Source organism: Achromobacter seleniivolatilans (assembly GCF_030864005.1).
GTDB classification, from domain to species: Bacteria; Pseudomonadota; Gammaproteobacteria; order Burkholderiales; family Burkholderiaceae_B; genus Achromobacter; species Achromobacter seleniivolatilans.
The window spans coordinates 4,379,947-4,398,350 of sequence record NZ_CP132976.1 but is presented as its reverse complement, the minus strand read 5'-3'; the positions used below and the strand labels follow the sequence as shown (position 1 = coordinate 4,398,350).

The 18,404-nt window shown below is 63.7% G+C and carries 17 protein-coding genes; 4 read left to right on the top strand and 13 right to left on the bottom strand.

Annotated elements, in window-relative coordinates:
• Positions 1-452: 452 nt before the first annotated feature.
• The 8 genes from RAS12_RS19850 to RAS12_RS19815 form a co-directional block, all read right to left on the bottom strand.
• Complete coding sequence (locus RAS12_RS19850) at positions 453-1,583, bottom strand: M20 family metallopeptidase (protein WP_306938310.1); 1,131 nt, start codon at positions 1,581-1,583, stop codon at positions 453-455.
• 39 nt (positions 1,584-1,622) lie between these two features.
• Positions 1,623-2,528 (bottom strand): alpha/beta hydrolase family protein, encoded by a 906-nt coding sequence (locus RAS12_RS19845; RefSeq protein ID WP_306938308.1) that lies wholly within the window; start codon positions 2,526-2,528, stop codon positions 1,623-1,625.
• Positions 2,528-3,538, bottom strand: coding sequence for an ABC transporter ATP-binding protein (locus RAS12_RS19840; protein ID WP_306938306.1), 1,011 nt, complete (start codon positions 3,536-3,538; stop codon positions 2,528-2,530). Before RAS12_RS19840 ends, RAS12_RS19845 begins: the two co-directional genes overlap by 1 nt.
• Positions 3,535-4,518, bottom strand: coding sequence for an ABC transporter ATP-binding protein (locus RAS12_RS19835; RefSeq protein WP_306938304.1), 984 nt, complete (start codon positions 4,516-4,518; stop codon positions 3,535-3,537). Before RAS12_RS19835 ends, RAS12_RS19840 begins: the two co-directional genes overlap by 4 nt.
• Positions 4,515-5,435 carry an ABC transporter permease gene (locus RAS12_RS19830; RefSeq protein WP_306938302.1) on the bottom strand — a complete coding sequence of 307 codons (921 nt, stop codon included), beginning with the start codon at positions 5,433-5,435 and terminating at the stop codon, positions 4,515-4,517. Before RAS12_RS19830 ends, RAS12_RS19835 begins: the two co-directional genes overlap by 4 nt.
• 6 nt (positions 5,436-5,441) lie before the next feature.
• Positions 5,442-6,419: an ABC transporter permease gene (locus RAS12_RS19825; protein ID WP_306938300.1), complete on the bottom strand. Its 978-nt coding sequence runs from the start codon at positions 6,417-6,419 to the stop codon at positions 5,442-5,444.
• A 45-nt stretch (positions 6,420-6,464) separates the two neighbouring features.
• Positions 6,465-8,096, bottom strand: a complete 1,632-nt coding sequence (locus RAS12_RS19820) for an ABC transporter substrate-binding protein (RefSeq protein ID WP_306938297.1) — start codon at positions 8,094-8,096, stop codon at positions 6,465-6,467.
• A gap of 65 nt (positions 8,097-8,161) precedes the next feature.
• A complete protein-coding gene (locus RAS12_RS19815; protein ID WP_306938296.1) occupies positions 8,162-9,133 on the bottom strand; it encodes a M14 family metallopeptidase in 972 nt (323 codons plus the stop codon).
• A 296-nt stretch (positions 9,134-9,429) separates the two neighbouring features.
• Between RAS12_RS19815 and RAS12_RS19810 the strand changes: the two genes are divergently transcribed.
• On the top strand, positions 9,430-10,344 hold the full coding sequence (locus RAS12_RS19810) for a LysR family transcriptional regulator (RefSeq protein ID WP_306938294.1): 915 nt from the start codon (positions 9,430-9,432) through the stop codon (positions 10,342-10,344).
• A gap of 74 nt (positions 10,345-10,418) precedes the next feature.
• Here RAS12_RS19810 and RAS12_RS19805 read toward each other — a convergent pair whose 3' ends face one another.
• The 3 genes from RAS12_RS19805 to RAS12_RS19795 all read right to left on the bottom strand — a co-directional run bounded on the left by RAS12_RS19805 (position 10,419) and on the right by RAS12_RS19795 (position 13,629).
• Positions 10,419-12,032, bottom strand: a complete 1,614-nt coding sequence (locus RAS12_RS19805; protein WP_306938292.1) for an ABC transporter substrate-binding protein — start codon at positions 12,030-12,032, stop codon at positions 10,419-10,421.
• 395 nt (positions 12,033-12,427) lie between these two features.
• Positions 12,428-12,661 (bottom strand): hypothetical protein, encoded by a 234-nt coding sequence (locus RAS12_RS19800; RefSeq protein WP_306938291.1) that lies wholly within the window; start codon positions 12,659-12,661, stop codon positions 12,428-12,430.
• A gap of 119 nt (positions 12,662-12,780) precedes the next feature.
• Positions 12,781-13,629 carry an NAD(P)H-hydrate dehydratase gene (locus RAS12_RS19795; protein ID WP_306938290.1) on the bottom strand — a complete coding sequence of 283 codons (849 nt, stop codon included), beginning with the start codon at positions 13,627-13,629 and terminating at the stop codon, positions 12,781-12,783.
• A 113-nt stretch (positions 13,630-13,742) separates the two neighbouring features.
• Here RAS12_RS19795 and RAS12_RS19790 point away from each other — a divergent pair, with 113 nt between their 5' ends.
• Positions 13,743-14,576: an enoyl-CoA hydratase/isomerase family protein gene (locus RAS12_RS19790; RefSeq protein WP_306938289.1), complete on the top strand. Its 834-nt coding sequence runs from the start codon at positions 13,743-13,745 to the stop codon at positions 14,574-14,576.
• Positions 14,577-14,600: 24 nt separating this feature from the next.
• Here RAS12_RS19790 and RAS12_RS19785 read toward each other — a convergent pair whose 3' ends face one another.
• Together RAS12_RS19785 and RAS12_RS19780 are read right to left on the bottom strand one after the other, a co-directional pair.
• A complete protein-coding gene (locus RAS12_RS19785; protein WP_306938287.1) occupies positions 14,601-15,338 on the bottom strand; it encodes an enoyl-CoA hydratase-related protein in 738 nt (245 codons plus the stop codon).
• A complete protein-coding gene (locus RAS12_RS19780) occupies positions 15,335-16,306 on the bottom strand; it encodes an NAD(P)H-dependent flavin oxidoreductase (protein WP_306938285.1) in 972 nt (323 codons plus the stop codon). Before RAS12_RS19780 ends, RAS12_RS19785 begins: the two co-directional genes overlap by 4 nt.
• 212 nt (positions 16,307-16,518) lie before the next feature.
• Here RAS12_RS19780 and RAS12_RS19775 point away from each other — a divergent pair, with 212 nt between their 5' ends.
• Positions 16,519-17,142, top strand: coding sequence for a TetR/AcrR family transcriptional regulator (locus RAS12_RS19775; RefSeq protein ID WP_306938283.1), 624 nt, complete (start codon positions 16,519-16,521; stop codon positions 17,140-17,142).
• Positions 17,143-17,189: 47 nt separating this feature from the next.
• The gene (locus RAS12_RS19770; protein ID WP_306938282.1) at positions 17,190-18,338 is read left to right on the top strand and encodes an acyl-CoA dehydrogenase family protein; all 1,149 of its coding nucleotides are present in this window, start codon (positions 17,190-17,192) and stop codon (positions 18,336-18,338) included.
• Positions 18,339-18,404 lie beyond the last annotated feature (66 nt).

Genomic DNA, 18,404 nt, shown 5'->3' with positions numbered 1-18,404 from the left:
GCCCGCGATTGCGGTCCGGAGCCTTCGCTCCGGACTTGCCTAGGCGGCCCCCCCCTTCGTCATCTTCGTCCGCCTTCGGCTACCTTCAGATTCCCTCGGGCGCATCGAGGTTGCTCGCAGCCACGTCGCCCGCGTCGAGGGGCTCTCGCTGTCTTAAGCCGGTGCGCTGCTAGGGCGCTTGTTACTGACGAGGCTTGCGTTGCCCGCCTCTGCGGCCGCCCGGGCGGCGCGCTATCGGCTTACGCGTTGTCGTGCGTCGTAGCGGTGGTCGCTTCGCGCATGCGTTGAGCGGATTGCTATTGGTGCCGCCGTTGGGGGTGGGAAAAGCGATGGGCGGCGCGCGGTGGGTATCTACGTTTGAATGTAGATCCTTCCGCGCGCCGCCCATCGGTTTTGGTGACGGATTTCTTGGTTTGAGCTTGCGGGCGTTTTATTGCCCGCCGTGGGCATCGTTATGCCAGTTCTTTCAGCAGCAATTCCCAGAACTTCAGGCGCTGTTCCAGCGTGGACACCAGGATGTATTCATTCAATGTGTGCGCGCCGTCGCCGTCTGCGCCCAGGCCGTCGAGCGTCGGGATGCCCATTGCGGACGTGAAGTTTGCGTCGCTGCCGCCGCCGGTCATCGGAGCATCTTCCAGCAGGAAACCGGCGCGGTCTGCGTAGCCTTGAACCAGGGCTAGCAGGTTTGCGGCGGCTTCGGTTTTTACCATCGGCGGGCGGTTCAGTTCTACGTTGATGTCGAGCTCAACGTCCGGACCCACTGCGCACAATTCGCGCATGCGGCGCAGCACGTCTTCGGCGGCGCCCATGTCGGGTACGCGGAAGTCGACGACGCAACGGCACAGCGCGGGCACGGTGTTGGTGACGGTGCCGCCGGCGATGGTGCCGACGCTGACGGTGATGCCGCGGTCGTAGTCGGTCATGGCTTCCAGCGCCAGGACCTGGTGCGCCATTTCACGGATGGCGCTGCGGCCTTTCTCGTGTTGCATGCCGGCGTGGGCGGGGCGGCCCTTGACGTTCAGGTTCAGCATGCCGGTGCCTTTGCGGGCAGTGACGCACTTGCCGCCGTTGGGACGGGCGGGTTCGCAGACGAGCGCGTACTTGGCGTTGGCGGCAAAGCGTTCGATGTGTACGCGCGATGCGTGGCTGCCGGTTTCTTCGTCGGGCACCACCAGGAAATCCACCGGCAGTTGCGTGGCGCCGGGGCGGGCAACGCCTGCCAGGGCCGTCAATGCCAGGTAGATGCCGGCCTTCATGTCATAGCTGCCGGGGCCGTAGAGGCGGTCGCCGTCGATGCGCACCGGGTTCTCCAGCAGCGTGCCGACCGGGTGCACGGTGTCCATGTGCGCCAGGATCAGGATGCCGGGGCGGGTGTCGCCGGGGGCGCGGTTGGTCGCGTACAGCAGAGGACCCGTGGTGGGGCCCAGCGACGACAGTTCCACGGTCAGGCCGGCGGCGGCTGCGTAGTCGGCGATGATGCGGGCCATCGCGGCGATGCCGTCGGGGAAGTTCGACGGCGATTCGCATTGCAGCCAGCTTTGAATGCCAGCGACGATCTGTTCAGTGCTCTGAGTATTGGACATGGCGGTATCGGAATTCAGCAATGGAAAAAGGGCGGTCGGTCAGGCGACCTGCTGGCCAGCCAGGCGGGCCAGTTCGGCGTCGTCAGGCATCTGGCCGTCAAACCACAGGCTGGCGCAGACGGCCGACATGGCGCGGCCATCGTGGCCGATGCCGGGCACCACTTGCAGCTTCCAGCCAAACGGCACGCCGCGGCGCTCGGCTTCTTTGCGGCCGAACTCGTAGTAGTTCTGAGCGCGCGCGAAGCGATGCGGGCCCTGGCGCATGGCGGCGGGCTCGGACGGCAGGTTGGGATCGTCGGTGGCGATGTCCTGGTCACCGGCCAGGATGGTCATCGGGTAGGCCAGCAGCTTCACCAGATGGTCTTCGGTCATGCCGACGCCATCCATGCCTTCGGGGAAGGGGTGGTCGAAGGTCGGCAAGGTGTACCAGCCCGGGTTGCCGGCGGTGACTGCCTTGAACGGCGCGTGCGACTGGCTGCTCATCAAGCGGTGCACGAATTGCCCGCCTGCGGAGTGGCCGAACAGATAGGTGTTCTGGCCGTCGATGATTTCCCCGTCGATCATGTCCTGAAGGACGTTGCCGACCAGCGCGTAGGTCCAGCCGTCGATATGGCGCGGATTGCCGCCAGCGGAGAACACCCGGCCGTTGTTGTAGCTTTCGACGCCGGGCCAGATCTCGTTGGAGAACGTCAGCGCCACGATCAGCAGCTTGTGCTTGTCGGCGGCCGGCACCCAGAAATCGCGGTATTCGTCACCGTTGCGCAGCACGCCGTGCTGCACGATGACAACCGGGCGGTCCGGCGTGTAGCCGTAAGGGCGGTAGGTCTGCAGCTTGAACGGGCGATCGGAGTTGCGATCTTCGTCGATGTAGGCAATGGTGTTGCGTCCCGCATGGCCCATTTCAATGGCGATGCGGTCCACGTTGGACATATCAGAGGGTTTCATCAGGCGCTCGCTTCATTCAGATGACAGGCCGACCAGTGGCCTGCGGAGATTTCTTTCAGGGCCGGCGCCTGCTCGCGGCATCGCGGCATGGCGTGGGGGCAACGGGGATTGAAGGTGCAGCCCGGGGGCGGATTCAGCGGCGACGGGATCTCGCCCTTGATCGGCGTGAACTTGCGGCCACGGCGCGCGACGTCCGGCACTTCAGCCATCAAGGCTTGAGTGTAGGGGTGATTGGCCCGCGCGAAAATCTCGGCCGACGTGGAAATCTCCACGATCTTGCCCAGGTACATGATCGCAACGCGATCCGAGATGTGCTTGACCACGCCCAGGTCATGGCTGATGAACAGGTACGTGAATCCGTGCTGTTCGCGCAGATCCATGAACAGGTTGATCACCTGCGCCTGAATGGACACGTCCAGCGCGGCCACGGGTTCGTCGCAGACCAGGAACTTGGGCGCCACCATCAGCGCGCGGGCAATGCCGATGCGCTGGCGCTGGCCGCCGGAGATCTGGTGCGGAAAGCGGTCGCGGTATTCCGGGTCCAGGCCCACTTCCTTCAATGCCTGGTCAATGCGGCCAGGGATATCGGCAGGGGGCGCCAGCTTGTGAACCTTCAGCGATTCGCCCAGGATCTGGCGCAGACGCTGGCGTGGGTTCAGCGAGGCCTGCGGGTCCTGGAAGATCATCTGCACGCCCAGCGTGTAGGCCAGCTTTTCAGCGCCGCGCAGACGGATGGCGTCCTGGCCTTGATACAGCAGCTCGCCTTCGGTCTGGCGATGCAGGCCGGCCACGACGCGGCCCAAGGTGGACTTGCCGCAGCCGGACTCGCCCACCAGTCCCACCACTTCGCCACGCTTGATCGACAGGTCTACGCCATTGACGGCGTACACGGTGCGGCGATCAATGGGGCGGCCAGTCAGGGACAGGATGCGTTGGGCCAGGTCAGGGCGCTGTTCGAATCGCTTGTGGACGTTCTTGAGCTCGATGACGGGAGTATCGGCTGGGCTCATGCTTGCTGTGCCTCGCGGGCTATCGGCACGTAACAGCGGAAGCTGCGCGGACCTTCGGTGGTAACGGAGGGGGCTTGTTCGGTGCAACGCGTGACCGCTTTGGGGCAGCGCGGGCGGAACGCACAGCCGGACGGACGGCCCGCCAGACTGGGCGCCATGCCGTTGATCTGGTGCAGGCGCGCGCCGGGCTGGGTGGCGCCGGGCATCGAATCCAGCAGTCCCTTGGTATAGGGATGGCGCGGCGATTCCAGCACTTGTTCGACCGGGCCGCTTTCAACGATGCGGCCGGCATACATGACGGCCACGCGGTCGGCCAGTTCGGCGACCACGCCCAGATCGTGGGTGATCCAGATCAGCGCCGTGTTGTGCTCGCGGCAGATCTCTTGCATGCGGTACAGAATCTGCCCCTGGATGGTGACGTCCAGGGCAGTGGTCGGCTCGTCGCAAATGATCAGGTCGGGCTTGTTCAGCATGGCGATGGCGATGGCCACGCGTTGACGCATACCGCCCGAAAACTCGTGCGGATAGCTCTTCAAGCGCGATTCCGGCGACGGGATGCCCACCATGGCCAGCGCCTCGCGGCAGCGTTCCTGGGCCTCGGCGCGCGACACGTTTTCGTGCGTCAGGATGGCTTCCATCATCTGCTCGCCGATGCGCAGCACCGGGTTCAGCGTCATCAACGGGTCCTGGAAGATCATGGCGATGCGGTTGCCGCGCAACTGGCGCATCTGCTCTTCGGACAGCGAGCGCAGGTCGGTGCCCTTGAACTTCACTTCGCCGTCCACGACTTCTCCGGGCGGGTCGATGAGACCCAGCAAGGAGAAGCCCGTCACGGATTTTCCGGAACCCGATTCGCCGACCAGACCGACGATCTCGCCGCGCCGGACGGTAAGGTCCACGCCGTCGACCGCCAGCCATGCGCCGGCTTCGGTATGAAATGCAGTGCGCAGGCCGCGCACATCAAGAAGAATGTCGCTCATGCTCGTCGCGGGTCCAGGCTTTCACGCAGGCGGTCGCCCACGATGTTGATGGAAAGAATCAGCACCAGCAGTGCAATGCCCGGGAACAGGCTGATCCAGTAGTCACCCGACAGCAGGTATTGGAATCCGTTGGAGATCAACAGGCCCAGCGACGGCTCGGTGATCGGCACGCCGACGCCCAGGAACGACAGCGTCGCTTCCAGCGCAATCGCGGTGGCGATCTGAATGGTGGCAAACACCATGACCGGGCCCAGGCAGTTGGGCAGCAGGTGATAGAGCATGATGCGCCAGGCCGGATAACCCAGATTGGCAGCAGCTTCGACGTATTCCTTGCGGCGCTCTTGCAGCGCGCGGCTGCGCATGATGCGGGCGTAATGGCCCCACTGCACCAGCACCAGCGCCAGGATCACCTTGTCGACCCCGCGCCCCAGCACCACCAGCAGCACCAGCGCCACCAGAATGGTCGGGAAACCCAGGATGAAGTCGACGATGCGCATCAGGATGGTGTCGACCACGCCGCCGACATAGGCAGCGACGAGGCCAATTGCGCCGCCTATGGCTGTTGCCAGCACGACGGCAGACAGGCCCACCATCAGGCTGATGCGCAGGCCATACAGAATGGCGCTGAGCATGTCACGGCCCTGATCGTCAGTGCCCAGCCATGCGATGCTGCCGTCCATCAAGGCTTGGCGCGGCGCCAGACGGCCGTCCATCAGTGACAGGTTGGCCAGGTCGTACGGGTTCTGCGGCGCGAAGTAGGGCGCGAAGATCACCAGGATCACCAGGATGGCCAGGGCGATCACGGAGCCGCGCACCGTGGGGCGCGCATGCAGTTTTTTCAGGATAGAGGCGCGCTTGGGCGTCTCAGCCAGAGGCTGGACGGTGCGGGTGCGGCCGGGATTCGGAGAGTTAGCCATGGCGGATTATTGTGCGGGGGTCACGAGCTGCACGCGCGGGTCAAGCGCGGCGTACAGAATGTCCACAACCAGGTTGATGACCACGAAGATCAGGGTGACCAGCATCACGTAGGCCACGACGACAGGGCGGTCCAGCTGGTAGACGCTATCGATCAGCAGCTTGCCCATGCCCGGCCACGCAAACACGGTTTCCGTGATGGTGGAGTAGGCGATCAGGCTGCCGAATTCCATGCCGATCACCGTGACGACGGGGATCAGAATGTTGCGCAGAATGTGGCGGCGCACGATGCGGCCGGGCTTGACGCCCTTGGCCCGCGCGAACTTCACGTAGTCCTGGCTGCGCGCTTCAACCACGCCGGAGGCGGTCAGGCGTAGCACCAGCGCGATGTTGGCCAGCGCCAGGTTGATGGCCGGCATGATCAGATGTGACCAGCCGTCGGCCGTCAGAATGGACAGGCGCACACCCAGCACGGTGACGGTGTCGCCGCGTCCGGTGGCGGGCAGCCAGCCCAGCCATACCGCGAACAGCAGGATCAGCATCATGCCCTGCCAGAAGTTCGGCAGCGAAAAACCCAGTACCGACGACGCCATGATGCCGCGGCCCAGGTATTCGTCGCGGTACAGGCCCGCCACCAGACCCAGCGGAATCCCGACCACACAGGTCAGCATGATGGCGACCAGCACCAGCTCGAACGTGGCCGGAATGCGCTGCACGATCAGTTCTATGGCGGGAATGCCGTGGACAAAAGAGGTGCCCAGGTCGCCATGCAGCGCGCGCCACAGGAAACCTATGTATTGCTGCCACACGGGCAGATCCAGGCCCAGGCGGGCAATCATTGCCTCGCGAGCGGCCTGACTGGCTTCAGGGCTGACCAGCAGTTCGATCGGGTCCCCCACGGCATACACCGCGAAGAAGACCACGACCGAAACGGCCAGCAGCACGAACAGACTCTGTATCAGTCTGCGTAGGATGAACAAGGCCACTTGATGATTTCCTTGGTGGGCTCAGGGTTTCTTGGCGCCGCGTGTTTACTTGGCGGGTTTGGCCGACATGGCCAGGGTGTATTGATCGGCCCGGCCTTCGTAGACCAGTCCCTTCTTGAACGCCCAGATGCTGCTTTCAAAATGCAGGGGAATGCTGGGCAGGTCGGCCAGCGCAAGGGTCAGAGACGCTTGCAGCAGCTTTTCCCGCTCAACCGGGTCCACGGTCACCAGGGCGCGTTTGAATACGCCGTCGAACTCGGGGCTGTCGTAACCGCCGTAGTTGCTGGTGCCCAGGCCCTGCTCTTTGTCGAACTTGCTGACCCAGTATTGTAGGAAAGACGAGGCTTCCCCGGTTTCCGACGACCAGCCGCCCATGGCAAAGCTGAATTCGCGCTTGGCGCGTTTGGGGAAGTACACCGAACGCGTCATGGCGTCGACGGTTGTCTTGATGCCCACGCGCGACAGGTATTGCGCCACGGCTTGCGAGATCTGGGCGTCGTTGATGTAGCGGTCGTTGGTGGAAGAAATCGTCAGCTCAAAGCCATTCGGGTAACCCGCGTCAGCCAAGAGTTTCTTGGCGCCGTCTGGGTCGTATTTCAGCTCGGGCGGATGGGGCAGGGTGCCGAACATGCCGTCGGGCAAGAATTGGTTGGCGGGCGTGGCCGCCCCGTCCATGATGCGCGCCGCGATGGTCTTGCGGTCTATCGCCATCGAGATCGCGCGGCGCACCCGCACGTCTTGCAAGGGATTCTTGCCGTCTGCCGCCTTGACCGTGGGGCTGGGATTGCGCGCCACGTCAAACTGGAAATACACCACGCGTACCGACGGCGTGATCACGTGTCCGAAACCCGGAGTTTCCGAAATGCGCTTCACATCGCGGGCGGCGGGGTTTTCGATCAGATCAAAATCGCCAGCCAGCAGCCCCGTCAGGCGCGGGCCAGCTGCGGGCACAGGGACCAGCTTGACGTTCTGCCAGGCCGGTTTGTCGCCCCAGTAGCCGTCATTGCGGGCCAATTCAATGGCCGTGCCTTTTACGTAGGACTTCAAGGTGTAGGGGCCGGTGCCGACCACGTCGCGGCCGCCATTGAAGTCGGCCACGGTGGGCCAGGCGCCCGTCACGCCGCATTTGTTCTTCAGGTCGAACGTAATGGGGCCGTGTTCAACAATGCCGCTCCACAGCATGGCCGTGCGCGTCAGATCGTTGGGCAGCAGCGGGTAGGGCTTGTGCGTCTTGATGACCAGCGTGGTGGCGTCACGGGCCTGCACGTCGGCAAATTTCTGGACGATGCCGGCATAGGAGCCGCCGATCGATTGTTCGTTGTTCATGACGCGGCAGAACGTAAAGATCACGTCCTGCGCCGTGAACGGCTGTCCGTTGGAAAACTTGACGCCGTCGCGCAGCTTGAATTCCCAGGTGTTGTCGTCAACCGGCGTCCAGGCCGTGGCCAGGCGCGGAATCAGGTTCATCTTGGCGTCCTGCCCCACCAGCGTCTCGAACATATGCGAGGTCATCGCATCATTCGGGGTGGCTTGGTGGTAGTGCGGGTCCATCGAGGTCGGCTCGGAAGACAGGCCGATCTTCAAGGTAGCCGGCTGGGCCTGTGCCAGCGCGGCGGGCGCACAGGCGGTAAGCGCACAGGCCAGCAATGCGCTGCGAGTGAAAACCTTGGCTGACATATTTTTCCCTGGTTGTTATGGGTGTTGCCGGCGGCGCCTCTTGATGGGCGCCACGCGTTTCTTGCTTAAACGATGGGTTGCGCCAGCCGGACGACGGTTACGCCAGCCCGCAGATTCGCGGTCGACGGCATGATCAGCACGCAGTTGTCGTAGGGGGTGGTGACGGGTTCGCCTTCGGACCAGCCGATGATGGTGCCGGCAGCGGGCAGCGTTTCCAGTCCCTTCCACGGCTCTGCAAAACGGAAGTCGGCGCTTTTGGCGGCGACGGCATGCGTCACGCGCAGCGCGCGTTGAATCGGTGCGCCCGGGGTGAACCAGTCCGCCGGGATGTCGTTGCGATCGACCGTGCCGGCTTCTACCAGGAAGCGGGCCATCTGATCAACGGCCACGCCGCGCGCTTCGGGCGCGCCGTGGAAACCGCATTCAATCAGCAGGGAGCGGGTGCCGTTGTCGCCCGATTCGCCGAACCGGCCGTAGTCGCGCATGCGCACGCCTGCGGCGTGGCCGGCGTCGGCAATGATGGTGGCGGGGTTGCCCAGCGCCAGCGCCAGGTCGATATTGCGTTGTTCCATGCCCGTCAATTGCAAGGGCACGTCGGAATTGCTCATTGAATGGAAGTCCAGCAGCCAATCGGCTTGCTGCAACCACGGCAGGATCTCGGCCGCACGGCGGCGCTCCTGGCTGATCGGCAGCGCCAGCTTGTCGTCGCTCCAGACGCGGTTCATGTCTTCATCGACAAAGCGCGCGGGGGCGTAATTGGCGGAGTCAAAGCGGTCGAAGGCGGCCAGATTACAGAAGGCCAGGGTCAGTGAACCGCGGCGCGGCAGCAGCTTCGCCGCCAATGCTTCTTTCAATGCCCACGCGCCGCACAGCTCGTTGCCGTGGACCAGCGCGCTCAACATCACATGTTTGCCCTGCACGCCGGAGTCAAAATGCCAGACGCCGGGCGTATCCGTATTGCCCAAGCGTTCCGCCGACAGATCCGGACAAGCAAGAAGAAAGGGACGCGGCAAGGGCGCGGGGATGGTCGTGGGCATGGGAACTCCGATGAAGCGAAGGGATTGTATAGGGGTTGGAGCTTCGGGGGCGGCGGCTGGGCGCCTATTTGACGCGCGCGCGAGCGCAATAGAAAAAATTGGCGCGACAGGCGCTGGAGATGGCTGCTGACACTGTTTTTCCCTTTTATCCGGGCGCGTCATGCGCGCGCCTGCTTGGCATATTGAGCGAATTCTAGGAGCTTGGCAGCTTTCTCTACAATTAGAATATTTATCGCAAGCTTTGCTTAAAAGGCAAAGGTCTGTTCAATAGCCCGTTCTGTCGACGAGGGTTCAGCGTGCACGGCATCGCCTTAAAGTACTTTCTGGAGGTTGCCCAGGCGGGTAGCCTGAGCGGCGCGTCCGAACGCCTGCATGTGGCGGTGTCGGCCATCAGCAGGCAGATTGCCAAGCTGGAGGAAGAAGCGGGGGCCCCGCTATTTGAGCGCGCCGCCCGGGGCATGGTGTTGAGCCAGGCGGGTCAACTGATGCTGGCGCATGCCAGGCGCACGATGCTTGAGGCTGAATCGGTCCTTCAGGAGATAGCGGCGACCAAAGGCGAGGCGCGCAATGAAATCCGGGTCGCGGCCGTCGAAGGCGTGGCCCGCATTTTTGTGCCGTCGGTGATGGCGCGCTTCCGCCAGGAGCGGCCGAATATTCGCTTCGACCTGCACGTGGGTTCGCCCGCCGATGTCAGCCGCCGGGTCGCGGAAGGCAGCGTCGAGCTGGCCATGACATTCATTGCCGAGCGCGTCAGCGGGGTCAGCGTCCGTTATTCGCGCCGCGCGCCGGTTCACGCGGTGATGGCGGCCAACCATCCTCTGGCTGGCCGGCGCAGCGTCAGTTTGCAGGACTTGAGCCACTATCCCCTGGCGTTGACGGGGCCAGGCACTACCACGCGGCAACTCTTCGAAATGGGCTGCGCGCTGGAATCGGTGCAGTTGGAACCGGTGCTGACCTGCAACGATTCCTCGCCACTGCACGGTTTTGTGTTCGGCTCGGACGCCATCATGCTCAGCGGCTACATCTCGGTGGCGTGGAGTCTGCGGCGCGACGAACTGGTCGCCGTGCCGATTTCCAACGCGGAACTGCAATCGCGGACCCTGCAGATCCAGGTGATGCCCGGGCGTGTCCTGCCGCCCAAGGCGGAAGCCTTCATCGAGCTGTTGTCCCGCGAGCTGGACCGCGCGCTGGAGGCGGGGCCGGCGGGGTGAATGACGGGAGGCGGACTGAAAAGCCCATAAAAAACGGCTGCCATTGGCAGCCGTTTTGGTTCAGGCGGACCTGATTACTTCTTATCGGGCGTGACCGAAGTGGCCAGCGTGTACTGGTCGCGGCGGCCTTCGTAGGTGATGCCCTTGCGGAAGGCCCAGATGCTGCTTTCAAAGTGCAACGGGATCAGCGGCACGTTGTCCAGTGCGATCTGGGTGGATTGTTGCAACAGCTTCTCGCGCTTGGGCACGTCCACCGTCACGATGGCTTCCTTGTAGATCTTGTCGAAGTCTGCATTGGAAAAGCCGCCGTAGTTGCTGGTACCCAGGCTGTTGGGGGAATCCAGGGATGCCACCCACAGTTGGAACAGCGCCGAGGCTTCACCCGTTTCCGCCGGCCAGCCGCCCATCGAGAAGCTGAACTCGCGCTTGGCGCGCTTGGGGAAGTAGATGGAAGCCGTCATGGCGTCCACATTGGTCTTGATGCCAACGCGGGCCAGGTACTGGGCCACGGCTTGGGCGATCTGGCCGTCGTTGACATAACGGTCGTTGGTGGACGACAGCGTCATTTCAAAACCGTTCGGGTAGCCAGCTTCGGCCAGCAGCTTCTTGGCGCCTTCCGGGTCGTACTTGATTTCCGGAGCCTTGGGCAGCGCGCCGAACATGCCGTCGGGCATGAACTGGTAGGCCGGGGTGGCCATGCCGTCCATGATGCGGGCGGTGATCGTCTTGCGGTCAATGGCCATCGAAATAGCCTTGCGCACGCGCAGATCCTGCAGCGGGTTCTTGCCGTCGGTGGTCTTGACGAACGGGCTCGGGTTGCGGCCCACGTCCGGCTGGAAGAACACCAGGCGGGTGGAAGGCGTGGCAACGAAGCCGTACTTGGGGTTGTCCTTCAGGCGCGGCAGGTCGCGGGCGGCGGGGTTTTCGATCATGTCGAAGTCACCCGACAGCAGGCCAGTCAGGCGCGGGCCGGCGGACGGCACGGGCACGAACTTCACTTCCTTCCAGTATGGCTTCTCGCCCCAGTAGTTTTCGTTGCGAACCAGCTCGATGCCGGTGCCCTTAACGTAGGACTTCAGGGTGTACGGGCCGGTGCCGATGGCATCCTTGCCGTTGTTGAAGTCAACCACGGTGGGCCATGCGCCCGTGACGCCGCAACCCTTCTTCGGATCGAACGTCAGCTTGCCGTGTTCAACAATGCCGTTCCAGACGATCGGCAGCGAACGCGCCAGTTCCGCGGGCATCAGCGGGAACGGTTCGTTGGTCTTGATGATCACGGTGTGCGCATCCGGCGTCTGCACATCGACGAAACGCTTGGTCATGTCCATATAGGACTGCGACACGTTGGTTTCGTTGTTCAGGGTGCGGCAGATCGTGAACAGCACGTCTTCGGACGTGAAGGGCTTGCCGTTCGAGAACTTGACGTCGTCACGCAGCTTGAATTCCCAGGTCAGGTCGTCCAGGGTCTTCCAGGACGTAGCCAGTTGGGGCGTCAGTTTCATGTCGGCGTTGCGGCCAACCAGGGAGCTGTAGACGTGCGCCGAGAACGCATCGTTCTGCGTCATCTTGTGATAGTGGGGGTCTGCCGAAGTGGGTTCAGCCGACAGGCCGATCTTCAGCGTCTGGGCGTGGGCGGCAGCCAAGGGGATGGCGGCGGCCACAAGGGCCAGGGTGGTGCGCAACTTCATGATGACAACTCCGGATGGAAAACGAACCGGATCGTGCTTGGGTAAGAACCACCTGGGCCAGCGGGCAGGCTGCTGCCAGCCGGGGACTGCTCGGGGTCTTGGCGTCAGGCACGACGGCAAGGGGCCGATTATCGGTAGGCGGTTCGCGCGCTGTCAATGAAGAAATCGGGCGCTAGGGAAAACGCCGAGAGGCAGAAAATGCGGGGGGAGAGCAGGGAGGGCGTCGCGGGGACCCCACTGCTTAGTGGGGCCGGCGCGGCGCGATGGCGCCAGGGAGGGCAGGCGCCGAAGGTCCGCAGCAACGGGCGCTTATTCAGCTAAGCGGGCGTTGCAACGGCAGCGCGCCGGATGAAATCGCGGGAGATCGGTCGCGATTCAGTCCAGCGCGGCTGGTCTTACCACTGCGAGCCGGAGAAGCGCGAGCTGGCGGCGCGGGCCTTGTTCATCGATTCGTTCACTTCGTCGATGAAGGCAAAGACACCAGCAACAGCGGCGACTACAGCTTGGCCAGCCTTCTTCAGGTTGGTCAGCGGATGGGAATTGGGTTGGTTCTCGAGAGCGCCGCGGAGCAGGTCGCGCTCCAGCGCATCGGTCAGGCGGATAGTGTGGTTCAAGGTCAGTTCGCTCATGGTGTTCTCCAGTCCGTTTCGTCTTGGGGTAAACCATTATAGGGATAACCCTAAATTAAAAGCAACGACCTTTTTAGGGAAAACCCTAGTATGTTGTAAAAATGTTTAGTTCCGGGGACTTAGCCCTGATTTCGCAGGGTGCGGGCCGCGTCGGCGAGCTCGCCGGCAGTTAGCCCGATGGGGCCGACTCCCCGGGCGACCAGCGCGTCAGCAGCGGCGCCATGCAGCCAGACTGCCCCCGCCACGGCTTGCTCCAGCGGCAGCTTTTGGGCAATCAGAGAGCCCAGCATGCCTGCCAGCACATCCCCGGTTCCGGCTGTGGCCAATCCGGGATTGCCGCTGGTATTGACCCTGCATCCACCGGCCGGGTCGCAGACCACGGTTCCCGCGCCCTTCAGCACGATCCACGCTTTGTAGCGCTGCGCCAACTGGCGGGCGGCGCCCAGGCGGTCGGCCTGCACGTCAGCCGTGCCGATCCCCAGCAGACGGCCGGCTTCGGCCGGGTGCGGGGTCAGTACCACCGGGCCGGAAGACCAGTTGGGTTGAATGTCGCCCCAGGCCAGCAGGTTCAGGCCATCGGCATCCAGCACCAAGGGCGCTTCGCGCCGCAGGACAAACAATTCGGACAGCGCATTGGCGGCCAGCGCGCCTGTGCCGAGTCCGCAACCCGCCACCCAGGCGGTAACACCCCAGTCCTCGTCCAGCAGGGAGCGGAAGTCGCGCAGCATCAATTCGGGTTGCAGGACGTCGCAGGGCAAGGGGGCGCTTTCCTGGGCAAAACCCACAAGCACCTTGCCGGCGCCAACTTTCAGGGCGGCCCGGGCAGCCAGCAGCGCCGCGCCGGTCATGCCCGGGCCGCCGCCCACTACTCCGACAGTGCCAAAACTGCCTTTGTGCGTGTCCAACCCGCGGGGAGTGAACAGGGCTGGCAGGCTGGCGCGGTCGATGGCGGCGGCAGGGGTGTTCATGGGCTGAGTCTCCTCGGGGAATCGGCGCGGTGGATAGAGGTGTATCCACTATAGTGCGCAAAAACACGCTGGCCTTCGGCTTGCTCCATTGAATAGACAACGCGGAGTAGACAATGACTGATATCACGCTGGAACATTACTCAGCCTATGAATCGCTGAAGTTGCGCAGGCATCCCGGCGGGGTGCTGGAGCTGATCATGGGCGCCAAGGGCGGGCTGCCGGGCAAGCTGTCCACGGCGGATGACCGCATGCACCGCGAACTGGCCGACATCTGGCGTGACATCGACACCGACCCCGATACCCGGGTGGTGGTCATTCGAGGCGAAGGCAAGGGATTCTCGGGCGGCGGCGACCTGGATCTGGTGCAGCAGATGGCGGACGACTTCGACGTGCGCACGCGTGTCTGGCGCGAGGCCCGCGATCTGGTCTACAACATCATCAATTGCAACAAGCCCATCGTGTCCGCCATGCATGGCGCGGCAGTGGGGGCGGGGCTGGTGGCCGGCCTGCTGGCTGATATCTCGATCGCGGCGCGCGATGCGCGGATCATCGACGGCCACACCCGTTTGGGCGTGACGGCTGGCGACCACGCCGCCATCGTCTGGCCGCTTCTGTGCGGCATGGCCAAAGCCAAGTACTACCTGATGCTGTGTGAGACCGTCACGGGCGAGGAAGCCGAGCGTATCGGGCTCGTGTCCTTGTGCGTCGACGAGGCGGACCTGATTCCCCGCGCCTTTGAAGTCGCCAACAAGTTGGCCGCCGGGTCGCAAACGGCCATCCGGTGGACCAAGTATTCGCTGAATAATTGGCTGCGCATGGCCGGACCCAGCTTTGATACGTCGCTGGCGCTGGAATTCATGGGTTTTGGCGGGCCGGACGTGAAGGAAGGCATCCAATCCTTGCGCGAACGCCGGGCGCCGAATTTCCGCCCGGATTCGCCGTTTTAAGGGGGCAAGGGGCGCGCGCCGCCCCTATTTCTTGAAAAACTTCGCGAACGCGGTCTGCGCTTCTTCTGTTTGCAGGCGGGCGCGGAATTGTTCGGCTTCGTAGTCCAGCGTGTCTGCAATGGCCTGGCGGTCCGCCCGCTTCATCATGGCTTTTGTCAGGCGCAGGGCTGCGGGCGGTTGACGGGCAAGATCGGCGGCGGTGGCCTCGGCCGCCGCCAGTGCCTGCCCTTTGGGCGTCACGGATGTCGCCAAGCCGCCTTCAAGCGCATCCTGCGCGGAAAAGGCTTTGCCTTGCAGCAGCCATTCAGCCGCCCGGCGTCCCGCCAAGCGGGGCAGCAGCAGGCTGGACGCGCCTTCCGGGCACAGACCCAGCGCTACGAAGGGCATCCGCAAGGTGGCGCCTTCGCCTACGTGAACAAAATCGCAGTGCTGCAATAAGGTCACGCCTATGCCGATGGCGTACCCCTCGACCGCCGCAATGACGGGCACGGCGGCGGTGGTCAGCGCCCGCAGAAACGTGAGGCCAGCGCTGTCGCCCGCGCCGCGCGCTTCCTGGAAATCCCGCAAATCATTGCCCGCCGTGAAGTGCTCGCCCGCCCCGGTCAGGATCACGGCCGATACCGATTGATCGGCAGAAGCCAGGGAGATTTGCTCGGTCAAGGCCGCGTAGGTGGCCCGGTCCAGCGCGTTACGGCGGTCCTGACGATCAATGACCAGCGTCAGCACAGCCCCGTCGCGGGTGATGGTCAGGCCCGCGCTCATGCGAAAGTCCTGGCAGCCAGTTGGGCTTTGGCTGCGTCATACTCGTGGCGCAAGGTTTCGACGATTTTTCGCGTGGGTTCCACGCTCGCAATGCTGCCCACGCCCTGGCCCGCGCCCCAGATGTCCTTCCACGGTTTGACGCGGGACGATCCAAAGTTGGACGCGCCGCTGTCGGGCTGCGGCAGGTTGGCCGGGTCCAGGCCCGAGGCCGAGATGCTGGCTTTCAGGTAGTTGCCCGGGATGCCGGTGAAAAACGGGGTGTACAGAATGTCCGCCGCGCTGGCCTCGACGATGGCGGATTTGTAGCCTTCGCTGGCATTGGCCTCTTCGCTGGCAATAAAGCGCGTACCCATATAGGCGAAGTCTGCGCCCATGGCCAATGCTGCCAGCACGTGCGCGCCAGAGGTGATGGCGCCCGACAGAATCAGCGGGCCGTCGTAGAAGCGGCGCACTTCAGACAGCAGGGCGAACGGACTCAGCGTGCCGGCGTGGCCGCCCGCGCCCGCGCAAACCAGGATCAGGCCGTCTACCCCGGCTTCCAGCGCCTTTTCAGCGTGGCGAATCGTGGTCACGTCGTGGAACACCTTGCCGCCCCAGTCGTGCACGCCTTTGACCAGGTCGCCGGGGGCGCGCAGGCTGGTGATGATCAGCGGGACGCGGTGGCTGGCGCATACGGCCAAGTCTTGTTCCAGCCGGTCATTGGATTGGTGAATGATCTGGTTGACGGCATAGGGCGCCACGACGGCGCCGGGGTGGGCTTCGCGGTGCGAGGCCAGCCCGGCCTGGACTTCATCCAGCCAATCGGTCAGCAGGCTTTGCGGCCGTGCATTCAGGGCGGGGAACGAGCCCACGACGCCGCTTGTGCACTGAGCAATCACCAGCTTTGGGTTTGAGACGATGAACATGGGGGCGCTGATGACCGGCAGGGACATCTGGCCATACAAATCTGTCACGAGAGAGTGGGGCATAGCGTCGTCGCGTAGTGTTCAGGGTCAGTCCAGAAGAGGCTCCACCGCCTGGCTGCAAGCACGCTTGAGCATCCTTGGCAGTTGTGCCTATAATTACCTACCGACCGTCCGGTAATTAATTAATCTTTATTTAACGGCATGGGCCGAACTGCTGTCAATGGAGGGAAGTTCAAACCTTCGGCAGCGTTGGGCGCCACCCTTGAAAGGCTGTCATGGCGACCTCCGCCCCACCCGCCCAGAAGCGCGCACGCGCCGGCCGGCCGCCCACGCTGGCGGCCCCGCGAGAACGCATTCTGGAAGAAGCTGCCAAGCTGTTTGCCCGCAGCGGCTACGACGGCAGTTCCGTATCGGATCTGGCCGCCGCCATCGGGGTGTCCAAAGCGGCCATCTATCACTACTACACCACCAAGCAAGACATCTACGACGCGATCATTCTGGGCGTGCTGAACGGCCTGACGCAGACCGTGGGCCAGCACGTTGCAGGCGCCGACGGGGCAGCCGCCCGATTGCGCGCGTTCATGATTGGCCACGCGCGCTACTTCGAACAACATCACGCCGAATTCGTCACCATGCTGATCGGCTATTCCGGCATGGCATTGCCCGAGCGAGAAGACGCGGCGAGGCTGCGCGACGGCTACGAGAAGCGCCTGCGCGAGCTGATTGCTCAAGGCGTGGCCGACGGCGTGTTTCGCCCGTTGGACGTGGCCGCCACTGGCCGCGCGGTGCTGTCCATGCTGAATTGGATGGTGCGTTGGTACAAGCCGGGGCAGGGCGACAGCGCAGAAGCCATCGCTGCCGGGTACTTCGATTTATTGGTTGGCGGCATGCGCGCCTGAACGCGCCGCCGCTCTGAATTCATGCCGCATATCGTGAGACTTCCATCATGGCCCTTGATACCGAAACCCTGAACCTGCTGTTGGATGCCGTGCGCCGCTTTGTGCACGAGCGCCTGATCCCCGCCGAAGACGAACTGGCCACGAGCGGCCAGGTGCCGCCGGCGATCGTGAACGAGATGCGCGAACTTGGCCTGTTCGGTCTGTCTATTTCGCCCGATTTTGGCGGATTGGGCCTGACCATGGAGGAGGAGGTACGCGTGGTCTTTGAGCTGGGCCAGACCTCGCCCGCATTCCGTTCGCTGGCTGGCACCAACATCGGCATCGGCTCGCAAGCCATCGTGCTGGCCGGCACCGACGAGCAGCGCAACCGCTATTTGCCCAAGCTGGCCAGCGGCGAGCTGATCGGTTCATTCGCGCTGACCGAGCCGGATGCCGGTTCGGACGCCATGGCGCTGCGCCTGTCCGCTGAACGCGACGGCGACAGCTATGTGCTGAACGGCACGAAGCGCTACATCACCAACGCGCCCATCGCTGGCTTGTTCTCGGTCATGGCCCGCACCGCGCCCGAACGCCGCGCGAATTCGATCTCGTGTTTCCTGGTGGAAGCCGGCACGCCGGGCCTGATCATCGGCAAACCGGACAAAAAGATGGGCCAAGCCGGCGCGCTGACCAGTGACGTCGTGTTCGACAACTGCCGTGTACCCGCCAGCGCCTTGCTGGGCGGCGAAGAAGGCAACGGCTTCAAGACGTCTATGCGTGTGCTGGACAAGGGCCGTCTGCACATCTCCGCGCTGTGCGTCGGCATCGCCGACCGTTTGTTGAGCGACGCCGTCAAATACGCCATGGACCGCAAGCAGTTTGGCCAGCCGATTGCCGAGTTCCAGCTCATTCAGGCAATGATTGCCGATAGTCAGGCTGAACTGTATGCCGCGCGCTGCATGGTGCTGGACGCCGCCCGCATGCGCGACCGCGGCGAAAACACCACGATGCAAGCCGCCTGCTGCAAGCTGTTCTCGACTGAAATGGTTGGCCGGGTTGCTGACCGGGCGGTGCAGATTCATGGCGGGGCGGGTTATATGTCTGAGTATGCGGTGGAACGCTTCTACCGCGATGTGCGCCTTTTCCGTATCTTTGAAGGCACTTCGCAGATCCAGCAGTTGGTGATTGCGCGCGAAACGATCAAGGCGCACTCCTGATCGGGTGTTGACGGCTGCGCTATTTCCATCGTCCGCGCGTCGGCCGCTCGTACATCGCAGCGACCG